Source organism: Micromonospora sp. NPDC093243 (assembly GCF_044753725.1).
In the GTDB taxonomy this organism is placed as follows: domain Bacteria; phylum Actinomycetota; class Actinomycetes; order Mycobacteriales; family Micromonosporaceae; genus Micromonospora.
This window is the reverse complement of the sequence record NZ_JBIVNT010000003.1, coordinates 95,972-109,643: the sequence shown is the minus strand read 5'-3', so window position 1 is coordinate 109,643 and position 13,672 is coordinate 95,972. Positions and strand designations below refer to the sequence as shown.

The following is a 13,672-nucleotide window of genomic DNA, read 5'->3' as shown; positions in this document are numbered from 1 at the left end:
CGGAAACCAGGCTCCCGCCTGCCGTTACGTGAGGGTCAAGGCCGATTCTGGCCCACCGCGGCGGCCCGATCCGGCCGTCCGTACAGGTAGCCCTGCCCGCGCGGGCAGCCGATCGCGGCGACCGCCGCGTGCTGCCGCTCGGTCTCCACCCCCTCGGCCACCACCGACAGGTCGAACGCGCCGGCGAGCCGGGTCACCATCTCGACCGTGGCGTACGCCCGGTCGTCGCCCGAGTCGAGCCGGGCCACGAACGAGCGGTCGATCTTCAGCTCGGTGGCCGGGATGCGGTGCAGGTAGCTCAGCGACGAGTAGCCGGTGCCGAAGTCGTCGATGGCGATCCGGATGCCCAGCTCGCGCAGCTGGCGCAGCCGGTCCAGCACCGCCTCGCTGCCCTCGATCAACGCCGACTCGGTCAGCTCCAGGGTGAGCGCCCGGGGGGCCAGCCCGGCGGCGGCGGTGGCCGCGGTGACCGTGGCGATCAGATCCGGTCGGCGCAGGTGCGCGGCCGCGATGTTCACCGCCACGGTGGCCTGCGGCGCCCGGTCCCGCCAGGTCGCCGCGGCCCGGCACGCCTCGTGGATCACCCAACGGTCGATCGGCAGGATCAGCCCGGTCTCCTCGGCCAGCGGCAGGAACCGGGCCGGGGGCAGCACCCCGAGCCGGGGGTGCCGCCAGCGCACCAGCGCCTCCGCGCTGCGCACCGCACCGCCGGACAGGTCGACGATCGGCTGGTACTCCAGGTGCAGCTGCTCCTCGTCCACCGCCCGGCGCAGGTCGGCGATCAGCTCCGCCCGGGACACCGCCGACTCCCGCAGCGCCGGCGTGCAGGTCCGGTACGCGGACTTCCCGGCCGCCTTGGCCGCGTACATGGCGATGTCGGCGTCGCGCAGCAGGTCAGTGTGCGACGCGTGCTGCGGCCCGTACTCGGCGATGCCGATGCTCGCCGACGGGTGAACCCCGACGTCCTCCTCCCCGTCGGAGGGTTGCAGCGCGTCCAGCAGCCGCTCGGCCAACCGCTCCGGCGGCACCGGCCGCTCGCGGTCCACCAGCACCGCGAACTCGTCGCCGCCGAGCCGGGCGATGGTGCCGTCGCCGTCGACTGCGGCCTGCATCCGGGCCGCCAGCCCGGTGAGCAGGGTGTCACCGGTGGCGTGCCCGAACCGGTCGTTGACCTGTTTGAACCCGTCCAGGTCGAGCAGCAGCACGGCCACCGGCCCGTCGTCGCGCAGCGCCCGACGCAGCCGCCGGTTGAACATCAGCCGGTTCGGCAGCCCGGTGAGCTGGTCGGTGTACGCGAGCCGGCGCAGCCGGGCCGCCAGCCACAGGTTCTCGTTGGCGGCCAACCCCTGCCGTAGCGCGAGCGCGGCGAGCAGCGTCATCATGACCACGAAGATCAGCTTCGGGGTCTGCCCGGACGGCTGGCGGGCCAGCATCACGGCCACGATCGCCCCGCCGACCGGCAGGTACGGCAGCGCCACCCGCCACCACGGCTGCAACGGCGGTTCGGCCGTCTCCTCGGCGTCCGGGCACTCCTGGGGCGGCGGATACCGGGTGGCGGCGGCGATCAGCAGGTAACTGATCGGCCAGCAGATGTCGATCGGATGACCGGAGAAGTAGTCGCCGCGCGCGGCGAGCGACACGTAGGCGGCGTCGGCGAGCGCCCGGGTGGCGAGGCTGGCCGCGATGATGCTCATCGGCCGCCACAGCGGCCGGGCCGGGCCGGCCACCGCCACCAGGATGGTCAGCTGCATCAGGTCGAGCATCGGGTAGAGCAGCCCGAGGGTGCGGACCGGATCGGCCAGGTCGGCCGCGGCGACGTTGCGGAACACCACCACCCAGCCGATCGGCACCAGCGCCAACCCGACGATCACCCCGTCCAGCAGGGTGCGGGCCCGGCCGACCGCGGTGCGTGGGGCGGAGAGCGAACAGAGCAGCGCGGCGGTGCCGGTGAGGATGCCGGCGGTGAAGACCGCGCCGATCAGCGGGGTATGCGGCAGCTCGTCACCGACGAGCCGCTGCACCGTCCAGAGTGCCCGGCCAAGCGCGGCCAGCGCCATGGTGGCGGCGAGCAGGACCCAGAACCGGCGCAGCGCGGCCGGGTGCCGGTGGGCGACGCCCAGACAGACGACCGCCGCCCAGCCGGCCACCAGCAGCGCACCGAGGTCGCTGACCAGGGCGGCGCCGGGCAGCGCCGCCACCAGCCAGACCGCCTCGAGCAGCACGACACCGGCCGCGGCGAGCAGGCCGAGGCGACCGAACCGCGTCGGTACGACGGTCGTCGCCAATGCCGAGCTGGTTGAGGCGGCCTGCTTCACGTCCTGCGGCGGCACGGTCGCTCCGGCTCCCTCTCGTGCGGGCACCTCGACGGACGGACCGGTCCCCGGCAAACCTGGAGAGCCTAGCCAGCGCCCGGGTGCCCTCGCCAGGGCCGACCGGCGCGTTCCGGGCGCTCCGGGCGGTCGCGTCCCCGACACTGCGGCCCCGCGCTCGGCCCTACCGGCCCCCGGCTGTCCCCTGCGGACGGTCCCGGCTGGAGCGCGGGCCCTGCACAACCCGGCCGGCCTCGACGGGTCAATCGCGCTCCTGTCGAACTGCCCCATATATGGAGCAGCGTGGTCCCCGCCCATGCTCCGGCACCCGGTGTGGCCCATTTGTGGGGCAGCTCGACAGCGAGCGCGAAGCGCGATCGCTGCCCACCACGGACCCTCCCCGGCCTGGCTGTAGCCCACCTGGCCGGCGGGCCAACCGGCCCTGCGGTCAGGCCCACTCCTCGCCCGGGTCACCCCCAGCCGCAGTGGGAGCGGAGGCCGAGCCGGGTGCGCCGGGGGCCGGCGGATCGCGGTGGGTCCAGGGGGTCTCCTCCGGGGCCGGGAAGGCGCCGGCCGGCATGAAGGCGTCGGAGAGGGTGGTGTAGCAGAGCCGTTCACCCACCTCGGGCACGCTGCCCGGTGGTGCGGTCAGCCCACGCCCCATCCCGCCGGAGAGCTCCAGCACCACCTCGGTCTTGCCGTCCGCCGCCGGGGTCAGGAAGACCACCCGGGCCTTCTGACCGGGCCGGGCCGGCGAGTACAGCGTCGCGCCGACCGGCACCAGCACCGGTTCGGTGGTGACCAGCTGGATCCGGGGACGCAACACCGGCCGTTTGCCGCTGTCGTCGACCCGCTTCGGGTCGGCCAGCGTCACCTCGCCGACGAACGCCTCACCGGTCAGCCGGTGCTCGGCCATCACCAGCGGGTCGTCGTAGGCGCGCTGCACGGTGTAAGCGGTCAGTGCCCGCTCCAGCCGGTGCAGCCGCACCGCCGCCGCCACCGCCCCGTCCCGGCGGGGTTGCGGGCCACCACCGGCATCGACGTGCTCCGCGTGCGCGGTGAACGCGTCCCGGTCGCCGGCCCACCGACCCTCGACCCGGGCGCCGGGTGGCAGGCCGCGCAGCAGTCCGATGCCGCGCCACATCAGCTCCCAGGTGGGCGCGAGCTGCTCGCGCAGCAGCCCTTCCAGCGTCGCGTACGCCTCGGCGCGGGCGGCCGGGTCGTCGTCGGCGTCGGCGTACGCGCCGATGGCCGGGGCGAGCCGCTGGTTGTCGAAGTCGGGGTCGGTGACCGGCCCGGCCGGCGGGCAGACCGACGGGTCCTCGGCGCGGGCCGCCGCCTCGGCGCCGGTGAGCCCGGGCGGCGGGTCGACCCAGCCGAGCAGCGCCGGGAGGTGCAGGTCCTCCACCGCGCTCTGCCCGGTCGCCCAGTGCAGGGTCAGCGCGTCGGTCATCGCCAGCAGCGCCGACGAGCCGGGATGCTCGGCCCGCTCGGCGAAGAAGGTCAGCCAGCGCCCGAGCAGCGGCACCGACGGGTGCACCGGGTACTCCCCGTCCGCCCGACGGAACCGGGTGGAGCGGCCGAGCAGCCGCAGGAAGTTGATCCCGGCCGGGTTCGGCACCAGCAGCTGCGGCGCATCGACGTAGCGGTACCGGACGTCCCGTCCCCGGTCGACCGGCACGGCCTCGCTGACCGCGCGATGCCCGTCCAGGTACGGAAGCACGGTCGCGGCCAACTCGGCGGCGAACCGGAAGCGCTGGTCCCGGTTACGGGGCTGCGGCACGATCAGCAGTCGGGCCTCGTCGGGCGCCGCTCCGACCAGCGCGGCGAGCGGAGCGTTCGCCTCGCCGGCCATGGCCAGCGGTACCAGCACCAGCGGCCGCTCGTGCAGGTGCAGATGCCGCACGGTGGCCACCGGCTGGGCCACCCCGGCGGCGAGCGCCTGCGCCTTCGCCAGCGCGCGCAGCGTACTCATGACGGAACGCCGAGGGCGTCGGCGCGCAACCGGGCGGCGGCCCGCAGCAGCGCGGCGGCCTCGGCCTGCTCCGGCTCGGGGGCGCGCTCGCCGGCAGCCAGCGCCAGCACCTCCGCCACGGTCGCGAGCCCGCCGAGCGACTCGCGGACCGGGCGGCCCAGCGCCCCGGTGTGGCCGCGCGCCTCGTGCCGGCAGAAGTACGCCAGCTCGCAGGTGGCGAGGCACTCCGGCGCGTAGCGAGCCGGCACCGTCGACAGCGCGGTCGTCAGGGTCGCCGGGTCGGCGGTCGGGTCGGCGCTGAAACCCTCGGGCACCGCGTCCAGCAGGTCGTCGATCCGGGCCATCCGGTCGAGCTGGCGGCGTAGCACCAGCAGCTGCTTGCGCACGTCGAGCAGGCTGGCCACCGGCCGGAAGGTGAAGTCCTGCGGGCAGATGAGCACCACGTCGTGCGACACCAACTCCGGGTCGTGCCCGGCGGAGGCGAGCAGCTCGCGCAGCGCCAACACGTAGACGGCGGACTGGATCGCGGCGGCGGCGACCTTCGCCGGGTCGGCCTGCCCGTCGACCACCGGGAACGACTTGATCTCCACGATGTGGAACCGGCCGGCGAGCCGGGCGGCGACCAGGTCCGGTTCGAGGTTCACCCGTCGACCGGCGACGTCCAAGCCGAGCAGCGGATGGTCGAAGAGCGCGGCGACGTCCTCACCGTCCGGCGCGGCCGAGTCGTCGCCGCTCGCGGTCGACGCGGCGGCGGCCAGCAGCGCGGCGGAGCGCTGTTGACGGGCAGCGGTGCCGTCGTCGGTGTCGACGCCGAGGTCCGTCCAGCTCGACGTCGCCGGCACCGCCACCGACAGCCGCTCGGCGACCAGGCGCAGCAGCTCGGCGCCGCCGTCGGCCTTGACCTGCGCCTCGAAGGCGTTGCCCCGGGTGATGGCGAACCGGGACTGCCCGAACCGCGCGGGGAAGCCGATTCGCTCGGCCAGCTTCGGCTTGTCCACCCCCGCGCCGTCGAGCACCGCCCGGCGGGTGCAGCCCGGGTTGCCGGTCAACGCGGCGATCGTCCGGGCGTTGTGTCGCCGGGGCGGCACGCCGCCCCGGATCGCGGCCAGACGCTGCTCGCTGCTCGTCATGATCCGCCAGGATATGCCGGCCCCGCACCCGTCCGGCGCGGCCCACGCGGGATGGCCCTCACAACTCCCGCATTCTGCGCCACCACCAGCCCCGGCCGCGTTCCCACTCCGTCGGCGGCCAGGCGGCGGGCAGGGTACGGCGTTCGTACTCCCGGTCGAGGCGGTCGACGACGCGGCCGAGGTCGGCGCGCGGCGCAGCGGGAAGCAGCCGCAACACCTCCGCGAGAGTGTCCCGGTGATCCTCGGGTTCGATGCCGGGGTCCAGGCCCTGCGGACCGTTGAGGTAACGGCCTGACTGGCGCAGCACCGACGCGTACCCGGCGAGGGCGTTCGCGGTCGCGTTCAGGTACAGGTGGCCGCGGCTTTCTTCGAGCCGGCGCACGGCGACGCGGGTGCGGGCGGCGACGCCTCGGATCCGGCGGGCAGGGCGGTCTCGGCGCGGCTGCCAACGTTCGGCCCGAAGGGCCTTCGGACGCCTACGCGGCATCGCCCTTTCGACTGTCGATCATGGTGGCGATCATGCCATCGCCGTGCGGCGGTTGTCGACGCCGAGCCGAGGCCCGGTCAGTGGCGCCCGACGGTGGCCGGCACCGGGGTGGGCGCGGCGCGGCGGACCAGGACGGCGACGAGCACGGCGGCAGCCAGGGCCACGCCCGCCATGCTCCAGAGCACGGTCCGCAGGCCGCTGGTGAAACCGGGATCGGCGAGCCGGCCGGCCGTGGTGCTGGCCAGGACCGCCCCGACCACCGCGATGGCGACCGTCTCGCTGGCCAACCGGGCGGTGTTGATCATTCCGGCGCCGGTCGCCGCCCGGCTCGCCGCCACGCTGGAGATGGCCAACTGGTCCAGCAGCCCGATGGAGAGCCCGACCCCGACGCCGATGGTGAGAAGCGGACCGGCCAACGCGGCGACGTGCACGTGCGGGCCGAGCACGGTGGCCCAGGCCGCGCCGACCGCCACCACGGCCACCGACACGACGATCACCAGCGCGGCCGGCACCAGCCGGGTCAGCACCCCGGTCAGCATGGGCAGCGCCAGGGTGGGCGCGGTCAGCAGGATCAGCGTCGCGCCGGCCGTGCCGGGCGTCAGCCCGACCACCGTGGTCAGGTACGACGGCAGGTAGACCAGCAACGGCACCAGCACCGCCACGATGGTGGCCGCCGCCAGGCAGATGCCGAGGAAGCGGGGGCTGGCCAGCAGGGCGAGGTCGAACATCGGATCGGCGCGGCGGCGCTCCACCCGGGCGAAGACCACGAGCAGCGCGAGCGCGGCGGCGAACGCGACGATGATCCGCGGGTCGTGCCAGCCGAACTCGGGGCCCTGCACGAAGCCGAAGATCAGCAACAGCAGCGCGGCGGTGAACGAGACCGTGCCCGGCCAGTCGATCCGGCCACTGTGCGGGGCGCGGGATTCGGGCAGCAGCGGCACCAGGGCGAGCACCACCAGCGCGGCGACGGCCGGCGCGGCGAAGACCGCCCGCCAGCCGAGGGTGTCGATGAGCAGTCCGGCGATGGACGGGCCGAAGGCCAGGCCGACCCCGATCGTCGTACCGAAGAGACTGAACGCGCGGGCCCGGGCCGGGCCGTGGAACATGCCGGCGAGCAGCGCCGAGGCGCTGGTCGCCGCGGCGGCCGCGCCGACACCGGCCAGGGCGCGGAGGGCGTCGAGCAGCAGGATGTCGCCGGCCACCGCGCCGAGCAGCCCGGAGCCGGCGAAGATCGCCACGCCGGTGGCGAAGACCCGGCGCCGGCCGAGCAGGTCGGCGAGGGCACCGGCGGCGAGCATGAAGCTGGCGAAGGTGGCGTTGTAGCCGTTGACCACCCACTGGACCCCGGCCAGGCCGGCGTCGAGGTCCCGGCCGATGTCCGGCAGCGCGACCGAGGCGCCGGTCAGCGACAGCGGCAGCAACAACGTGGACAGCAGGACGGCGACCAGCACGACGGCCGGGTGGTTGCGCACGATTCTCCCCGTTCGGACGGCCATCCCAGCGTAGGTGCCGCCGGTCGAGGCCGGGTCCGACCCGGGTCGAAGATCACATGACCGGCGGCGTCACCGGCCGGCCGAGCGGTTCCAGGGCGAGCGGGGCAGCCCGGTGCCGGCGAGGGGTCGGCGCTGCCGCCGACGTCGGGGGCGGCGCCCCGGGGTGCACGGCGGACGGACGGCGGTGTGCACCGGGATGGGATCGGCCGGTCCCCGACCGATCAGCCAGCACAGGAAGCGGGTCATCGCCGGTTCAGCCGACCGGGAGGCGCTGCGCCTCGGCCTTGCTGATCTCGTACTGGGCGCCGCAGTACGTGCACTGCTGGGCGTAGCGGGTGCGGACCGGGATCAGCGGGATGAAGAAGAGGGTGAACTTGGTGGACCGGCGGGTGATCACCTGCGCGGCCTGGTTGCCGCAGTTGCGGCAGACCTCGCTGACCACGCCGGACCGGTCGACCTTGGTGCGGAGCCCGAAGATGAAGAACATTGCCGGGCAGTACCCAGCGGGACACCGTTCATCACCACAGATCCTTCGCGCGGTGCGGCGGCACGGGCCCGGCACGGCAGAACGCCCGACCCGTCATGCGGGTCGGGCGTTCAGTCCTTCGACTGCCGCTGGATCACTTCTCGTCGCGGTGCTCGTCGCTCTTGTCGTCGGCCTTGTCCTCGCCCTTGTCGTGGCCCTTGTCCGACTCCCGGTCCTCACCCTCGTCGGAGCCCCACTCGTCGCCCTTGTCAGAGCCCCACTCGTCGCCCTTGTCCGAGCCCGAGTCGTCGCCCTTGTCCGAGCCCCACTCGTCGCCCTTGTCCGAGCCCGAGTCGTCGCCCTTGTCCGAGCCCCGGCCCTCGTCGCTCTCGTCCCAGGCCCGGTAGTCGCTGGCGTCCCAGTTCCGGTCCTCGTCCTTGTTCTCCCGGCCCTCGTCGTTCTCCCGGCCTTCGTCCTTCTTCTCGCGGTCCTCGTGCTTCTTCCGGTCCTCGTCGGTCTTGATCTGGCCCCGGATCTCGCCGTTCGGGTACTTCTTGGTGTGCACGTTGACGTACGTGACGCCGGCCTCGATCGCGTCGACGAGCTCGTCGAACTCGCCGGGCTCGATGCCCTGGTCGGCGGGGCCGACGACGTCATCGGGCTTGATGGTCCCCTTGATCGTGGCCGGAGCCTCGGGGCAGGACTGGACGTCCTTCGACGGGCCGCCCTTCCCGTCCTTGATGTTCGAGCACAGGAAGACCGCGATCCCGCCGCTCTGGTGCCGCCCACCGAAGTGGATGTGCGCCTGCTGGACGTCCTTCAGGTCGTCGTAGCTCAGCCGGTACGTGATCTCCTTGTGCCGCTCGTCGATCTTCGCCTCGAACCGGCCGTTCCCCGGCGTGGAGATCGTGAGCGGGTCCTCCTGGTAGCCGCTGAGCTTCGCCCGGACGGCCAGCTGCCTCTCCCGCTCCTTCCCATCCCGCGAGTCGCGCCAGTCCCGCGAATCACCGGAGTCGCGCGAGTCGCCCGAGTCCCACGAGCCGTGCGATTCGCGCTTGTCGCCCGAATCGTCCCGCCCGTCGCCCATGGCCGCGCTTCCCACGGCGGTGGCCGCTACCGCCGCGCCGGCCGCCACAGCCACAGCCCAAAGTCGAGTACGTCGGATCATCACTGTTGCTCCCTCCTAGAAGGGCCTGAGCCCGGGTTTCGGCGGAGGCACTTGACCACCCGTCGGGGCGCAGGCACGCGAGGGCGCCGCGCGCCGGGGAACTTGGTCGTCCGGCACTCGTATCGATTGGCACCCTATGGTGAAATTGTCCCATGTTCACCCGGTACCTGAGCTGTCTTCCCTGATCCGACCGTCAGGCAAGTTCGGGAGTCCTTGATCGGAATGATCGACTCTGTGCCCGTCGGGTGGTTCGGCAGAGGGCTACGACGAAGCGCCTGACCGCTCGTCAGCGATCAGGCGCTTCGTGTCCGGTGGCGGTGCCGCGAGGTCCCGAGACCCGCGGTCGGTTCGGTCCCGGTCAGCCGGCAGCGGTGGCCGTCTCGGGCTGCGCGCCCGGCATCTCGACCGAGAGCCAGATCGACTGCCAGTCCTGCATCTCGTGGTAGCGGCGCAGCTCCGCGAGGCCGGCCACCGACCCGGCCCAGGCCCCGTACGGCGGGTTCGACTCGTCGAAGCCGCTCTGTACGAAGGTGAGCTTGGTCTTCCCGTCCGACTCGGCCAGCTCCCAGGTGGTCACGCCGGTCGGCCCCCAGTCGACGGACATCTTCCGGCCCGGGTCGAGGTCGACGACCTTGGCCGCGTAGCCGGCTTCGAAGCCGCCCATGGCGTAGCGGCCGCCGACCCAGGGCTCGATCCCGATCGGGTAGCCGAACCAGGCGCTGGCCTGCTCGGAGTCGGTCAGCGACTGGTAGACCTTGGCCACCGGCGCGTTGATGACCATCTCGCCGCGCAGCTCGGCGGAGGTGAAGTCGGTCTTCGGCATCAGCGGCTGCCCCTCGACGTGCGCGGCGAGGTTGGCGATCGCGAGGCTCCAGAAGGTCTGCAGCACGCCCCGGATGGTGCTGCCGCTGATCGCCTCTTCGAAGTTGAAGTGGCTCTGGTCCAGCGTGACCACGGTCGAGTCGCCGTCGGCCCGCAGGCTGAGCTCGGTGGTGGTCTCCACCCCGTCCAGCAGCCAGGCGAAGCGCAGCGTGTCGTTGTCGACGTGCAGCAGCCGCTGGTGGGGCGCCTCCCCCTCCGGCGTGTAGCGCCCCCAGAACTCGTACCGCCTCGGCAGCTCGACCTCGGCGTGCTCGGCCAGCCACACGCGCAGCTCGGCGGCGTCGGTGATGGCCCGGCGGACGGCCTCGATCGGAGCGGCGAGGCGGGCGTGCATCTTCAACGATTCACTCACGGTCTTTCCCCTTCGGGTAGCAGGCCACGGCGAGCTTGAAGGCGTCTCCCTCGGCGCCGCCGTAGCGGGTGAACAGGTCCTGCAGAGCGGTCTGCAGGTCGTGCAGGAACTGCTGGCGTTGCTCCGCCGGCACCCGGATCTCACCGGACACCCCGACCGAGGGCAGCTCGGGCGCGGCCCGGTCGAGCGTGGCGATGTCGGCCTGGACCTCCTCCATCAGGTCGAGCAGGTAGCCCAGGCTCAGCTCGTCGCGGGCACGGCGCAGCCCGATCCGCCCGACCAGGCGGGGCGAGAGCCAGTAGGACCGGGCCGCGGCCTGGTAGATGCCCTCGGTGATGCCGCGGACCTTGCGCTCGGCGACGAGGTCGACGAGACCGGCCGCGACCAGTTGCTTGACGTGGTAGTAGACGCGTTGCGGTGTCTGCTCCAGCCGAGCCGCCACCTCGGTGCAGGTGCGCGGCTCGGCCAGTTGCCGCAGCACCTCCACGCGCTGCGGCTTGAGCAGGGCTTCGGCCTGCTCAATCTGCTCCAGGTACAGGACGTCTCTCATGGCAAAATCAGTTTGTACGTACAAAACTTCTTTGTCAATGGGTTCGACGAAAGCCGCGCCGGATCGGCGCGGCTTTCGTCGGCTCAGCTCGGGATCAGGGCAGCCAGTCCGGGCGCAGCGGATAGTCGTTCTGGCCGTCCGGGCCGTTGCGGGTGGCCAGCACCTGGTGCAGCTGGATGCCGTTGCGCTCGAACGCCAACCGCGACCCGGCCATGTAGAGACCCCACACCTTGGCGGTGCCCGCGCCCACCTCGTTGACGCAGAAGTCCCAGTTCTCCACCAGGTTGCGGCCCCAACCCGCCAGCGTCAGCGCGTAGTGCTGGCGCAGGTTCTCCTCGTGGTGCACCTCCAGCCCCACGTCGTGCAGCTCGCTGATCAACCGACCCGGGCCGGCCAGTTCGCCGTCCGGGAAGACGTACCGGTCGATGAACGCGCCGGAGCGGTGCGGCGCCCGGTTGTCCGCGCGGGTGATGCAGTGGTTGAGCAGCCGACCGCCCGGGCGCAGCCGGTCGCGCAACGCACCGAAGTAGGCCGGGTAGTTGCGCACCCCGATGTGCTCGGTCAAGCCGATCGAGGAGATCACGTCGAACTGCTCTCGCGGGGCGTCCCGGTAGTCCAGGTGGCGCACCTCGGCCAGCTCGGTCAGCCCCTCCCGCTCGATCGCCGCCTGCGCCCACTCGGCCTGCGCCTTCGACAGCGTCACCCCGAGCGCCTTCACGCCGTACTCCCGGGCCGCGTGCCGGACCATGCCGCCCCAGCCGCAGCCCACGTCGAGCAGCCGCATCCCGGGCTTGAGCGCCAGCTTGCCGGCGACCAGGTCGTACTTCGACGCCTGGGCCTGCTCCAGCGTGTCGTCGGGAGAGCGGAAGACCGCACAGGTGTACGTCATGGACGGGCCGAGCACCTTCTCGTAGAAGGCGTTCGAGACGTCGTAGTGGTGCGAGATGGCGGAGCTGTCCCGGGTCCGGGAGTGCCGCATCCCGTTCATCACCCGCTTCCAGCGCGGCTGCGCCTCCTGCGGCGGGGCCGGCGGCGGCCGCAGCCGCTCCCAGCCCAGCCCGCGTACCAGGTTCAGCGCGTCGGCCAGCGGCGGCAGGCGCAACTTCATGTCGTCCTTGAGCACCCGCAGCGCCTCGTACGGGTCGCCCGGATGCACCCCCTCCAGGGCCAGGTCCCCGCTGACGTAGGCGCGGGCCATGCCCAGGTCACCCGGGGCGGTGAGCAGGTAGGACAGCCCCCGCTCGGTACGGATGGACAGGGTCAGCCCGGCGTCGGCCGGGCCGACGGCGCTGCCGTCGTAGCCGGTGACCCGCATCGGCAGGTCACCGATCGTCACCGTGCGGACCACGTCCGCCACGGTCGGACCGGGCCGCCGGCCCCCCGGCGGCGGTGTTCCGGGGGCGCTCGCCGCCCCCTGGTCTCGGTCGGTCAGGCTCATGCTCGTGCTACCGCCTTTTCGTACAGTCCGGTGAACCGGTGCTCCGGGTCGTAGCGGTCCCGGACGGCGCGCCACGTCGGCCCGCCGTAGAGCCGGTCGAAGGATTCCCGGTCGTAGTACGCGTCGGAGTAGAGCGACTTGTGCCCGCCCAGCTCCGACACCGCGCGCTCGATGGACCGGTTGACGTCGCCGTCGGCGGCGCCCTCGGCCATCGGCACACTCCCCCAGAAACCGATGTTGACGTAGTCCTGCCCGGGCCGCAGCGGATATAGCGGCCAGGGCCGGGCAGAGCCGGGACCCGCCGGCTCGCGCAGTCGCAGTGGACAGAGCCAGACCGGGGTCATCCCGACGTTGCCTGCGAACCAACGCAGGAAGTCGGCCGTCCGCTCCAGTGGGATCTCCACGTCCTGCACCACCCGCTCGCGGGTGGGCTGGCCGCGCAGTCGGTCGATCCGGGCCGCGACACCGTACTGGTGTTCCATCCGGACCAGCCGGTGGTAGACGTCGCTGCGTCGCAGCCGCGCGGGCCAGAGCCGGCGCACCACCGGGTGCTGCACCCCGAACGCCGAGGAGCACCAGAACCAGTCGGTGTCCCAGCGCCAGAGATAGTCGTACGTGGTCAGCGCGTCGCGGGTGCGCCGGCGCAGCGACCGGTAGTAGATGTCCTGGCCGGTGTAGTCGCTGGGCGCCCCCTCCGCCTGATCGGTGAAGGTGCCCAGCACCAGGTACGCCTCGCCGGGGCTGAACATCACGCCGTCCAGCACGTCCACCGGCACTCCGGCCCAGGCCCGGGTGGCGGTCACCTCGGCGATCGCGTCGGTCAGCTCCTCCAGCCGGCTGAACCGGATGTTGCGCAGCGCCACGTAACGGCGGACCGGCTGGAGTTCGATGCGCAGCCGGGTGGCGTAGCCGAGGCTGCCCAGCGAGTTGGGGAAGGCCGCGTAGAGCTCGGCGTGCTCGCCGTCGGGGCGGGCGGTGACGATCTCGCCCGACCCGGTGAGCACGTCCAGCTCGGTGACCGACTCGTGCGGCAGGCCGTTGCGGAACGAGGTGGACTCGATGCCCAGCCCGGTGACCGCGCCGCCCAGCGTGATGGTGCGCAGCTGCGGCACCACCAGCGGCATCAGCCCGTGGGGCAGGGTCGCGTCGACCAGGTTTTCGTAGGTGCACATGCCCTGCACGTCGGCGGTCCGGGCGGCCGGGTCGACGCCGAGGACGCCGGTCAGACCGCTGACGTCGAGACCGGGGGTGTGCACCGCGGCACGGGGGCGGAACAGGTTGGAGGTGCGTTTGGCGAGGCGGACGGTCTCCCCGGGCGGCACCGCCGCGTACGACCTTCGCAGCAGGTCCACCGCACTGTCGTGATCGACCGGTTGATGATCCACACGGACGGCGCACATGTGATCACTGTACGCGCCTTGT

At 72.9% G+C, this 13,672-nt stretch carries 11 protein-coding genes; all 11 read right to left on the bottom strand.

Features of this window, described 5'->3' with window-relative positions; translation table 11 throughout:
- Window positions 1-35: 35 nt before the first annotated feature.
- The 11 genes from ACIP9D_RS10155 to ACIP9D_RS10105 all read right to left on the bottom strand — a co-directional run bounded on the left by ACIP9D_RS10155 (window position 36) and on the right by ACIP9D_RS10105 (window position 13,650).
- Entirely contained in the window at window positions 36-2,330 is a 2,295-nt protein-coding gene (locus tag ACIP9D_RS10155; RefSeq protein ID WP_350869010.1) for an EAL domain-containing protein, read from the bottom strand.
- Between the two features lie 427 nt (window positions 2,331-2,757).
- Window positions 2,758-4,284, bottom strand: a complete 1,527-nt coding sequence (locus tag ACIP9D_RS10150; RefSeq protein WP_350869009.1) for a hypothetical protein — start codon at window positions 4,282-4,284, stop codon at window positions 2,758-2,760.
- The gene (locus tag ACIP9D_RS10145) at window positions 4,281-5,414 is read right to left on the bottom strand and encodes a hypothetical protein (protein WP_350869007.1); all 1,134 of its coding nucleotides are present in this window, start codon (window positions 5,412-5,414) and stop codon (window positions 4,281-4,283) included. The genes ACIP9D_RS10150 and ACIP9D_RS10145 overlap by 4 nt, the downstream gene beginning before the upstream one ends.
- A gap of 58 nt (window positions 5,415-5,472) precedes the next feature.
- Window positions 5,473-5,796: a hypothetical protein gene (locus ACIP9D_RS10140; RefSeq protein WP_350869005.1), complete on the bottom strand. Its 324-nt coding sequence runs from the start codon at window positions 5,794-5,796 to the stop codon at window positions 5,473-5,475.
- A gap of 182 nt (window positions 5,797-5,978) precedes the next feature.
- Window positions 5,979-7,397 carry an MFS transporter gene (locus tag ACIP9D_RS10135; RefSeq protein WP_400449638.1) on the bottom strand — a complete coding sequence of 473 codons (1,419 nt, stop codon included), beginning with the start codon at window positions 7,395-7,397 and terminating at the stop codon, window positions 5,979-5,981.
- Between the two features lie 250 nt (window positions 7,398-7,647).
- Window positions 7,648-7,881, bottom strand: coding sequence for a zinc-ribbon domain-containing protein (locus ACIP9D_RS10130; protein WP_350869002.1), 234 nt, complete (start codon window positions 7,879-7,881; stop codon window positions 7,648-7,650).
- Window positions 7,882-8,014: 133 nt separating this feature from the next.
- The gene (locus tag ACIP9D_RS10125; RefSeq protein WP_350869000.1) at window positions 8,015-8,947 is read right to left on the bottom strand and encodes a CHRD domain-containing protein; all 933 of its coding nucleotides are present in this window, start codon (window positions 8,945-8,947) and stop codon (window positions 8,015-8,017) included.
- Window positions 8,948-9,386: 439 nt separating this feature from the next.
- Window positions 9,387-10,262 (bottom strand): SRPBCC family protein, encoded by an 876-nt coding sequence (locus ACIP9D_RS10120; protein ID WP_350868999.1) that lies wholly within the window; start codon window positions 10,260-10,262, stop codon window positions 9,387-9,389.
- Window positions 10,255-10,812 (bottom strand): helix-turn-helix domain-containing protein, encoded by a 558-nt coding sequence (locus ACIP9D_RS10115; protein ID WP_350868998.1) that lies wholly within the window; start codon window positions 10,810-10,812, stop codon window positions 10,255-10,257. The genes ACIP9D_RS10120 and ACIP9D_RS10115 overlap by 8 nt, the downstream gene beginning before the upstream one ends.
- A 94-nt stretch (window positions 10,813-10,906) precedes the next feature.
- Window positions 10,907-12,250 (bottom strand): class I SAM-dependent methyltransferase, encoded by a 1,344-nt coding sequence (locus ACIP9D_RS10110; protein ID WP_350868996.1) that lies wholly within the window; start codon window positions 12,248-12,250, stop codon window positions 10,907-10,909.
- The gene (locus ACIP9D_RS10105; RefSeq protein WP_350868994.1) at window positions 12,247-13,650 is read right to left on the bottom strand and encodes an FAD-binding oxidoreductase; all 1,404 of its coding nucleotides are present in this window, start codon (window positions 13,648-13,650) and stop codon (window positions 12,247-12,249) included. Before ACIP9D_RS10105 ends, ACIP9D_RS10110 begins: the two co-directional genes overlap by 4 nt.
- Window positions 13,651-13,672: the final 22 nt, after the last annotated feature.

Coding starts and splice junctions, on each gene's coding strand:
- ACIP9D_RS10150 (WP_350869009.1), bottom strand. CDS start 4,284: ATGAGTACGCTGCGCGCGCTGGCGAAGGCGCAGGCGCTCGCCGCCGGG.
- ACIP9D_RS10145 (WP_350869007.1), bottom strand. CDS start 5,414: ATGACGAGCAGCGAGCAGCGTCTGGCCGCGATCCGGGGCGGCGTGCCG.
- ACIP9D_RS10135 (WP_400449638.1), bottom strand. CDS start 7,397: ATGGCCGTCCGAACGGGGAGAATCGTGCGCAACCACCCGGCCGTCGTG.
- ACIP9D_RS10130 (WP_350869002.1), bottom strand. CDS start 7,881: ATGTTCTTCATCTTCGGGCTCCGCACCAAGGTCGACCGGTCCGGCGTG.
- ACIP9D_RS10125 (WP_350869000.1), bottom strand. CDS start 8,947: ATGGGCGACGGGCGGGACGATTCGGGCGACAAGCGCGAATCGCACGGC.
- ACIP9D_RS10115 (WP_350868998.1), bottom strand. CDS start 10,812: ATGAGAGACGTCCTGTACCTGGAGCAGATTGAGCAGGCCGAAGCCCTG.
- ACIP9D_RS10110 (WP_350868996.1), bottom strand. CDS start 12,250: ATGAGCCTGACCGACCGAGACCAGGGGGCGGCGAGCGCCCCCGGAACA.
- ACIP9D_RS10105 (WP_350868994.1), bottom strand. CDS start 13,650: ATGTGCGCCGTCCGTGTGGATCATCAACCGGTCGATCACGACAGTGCG.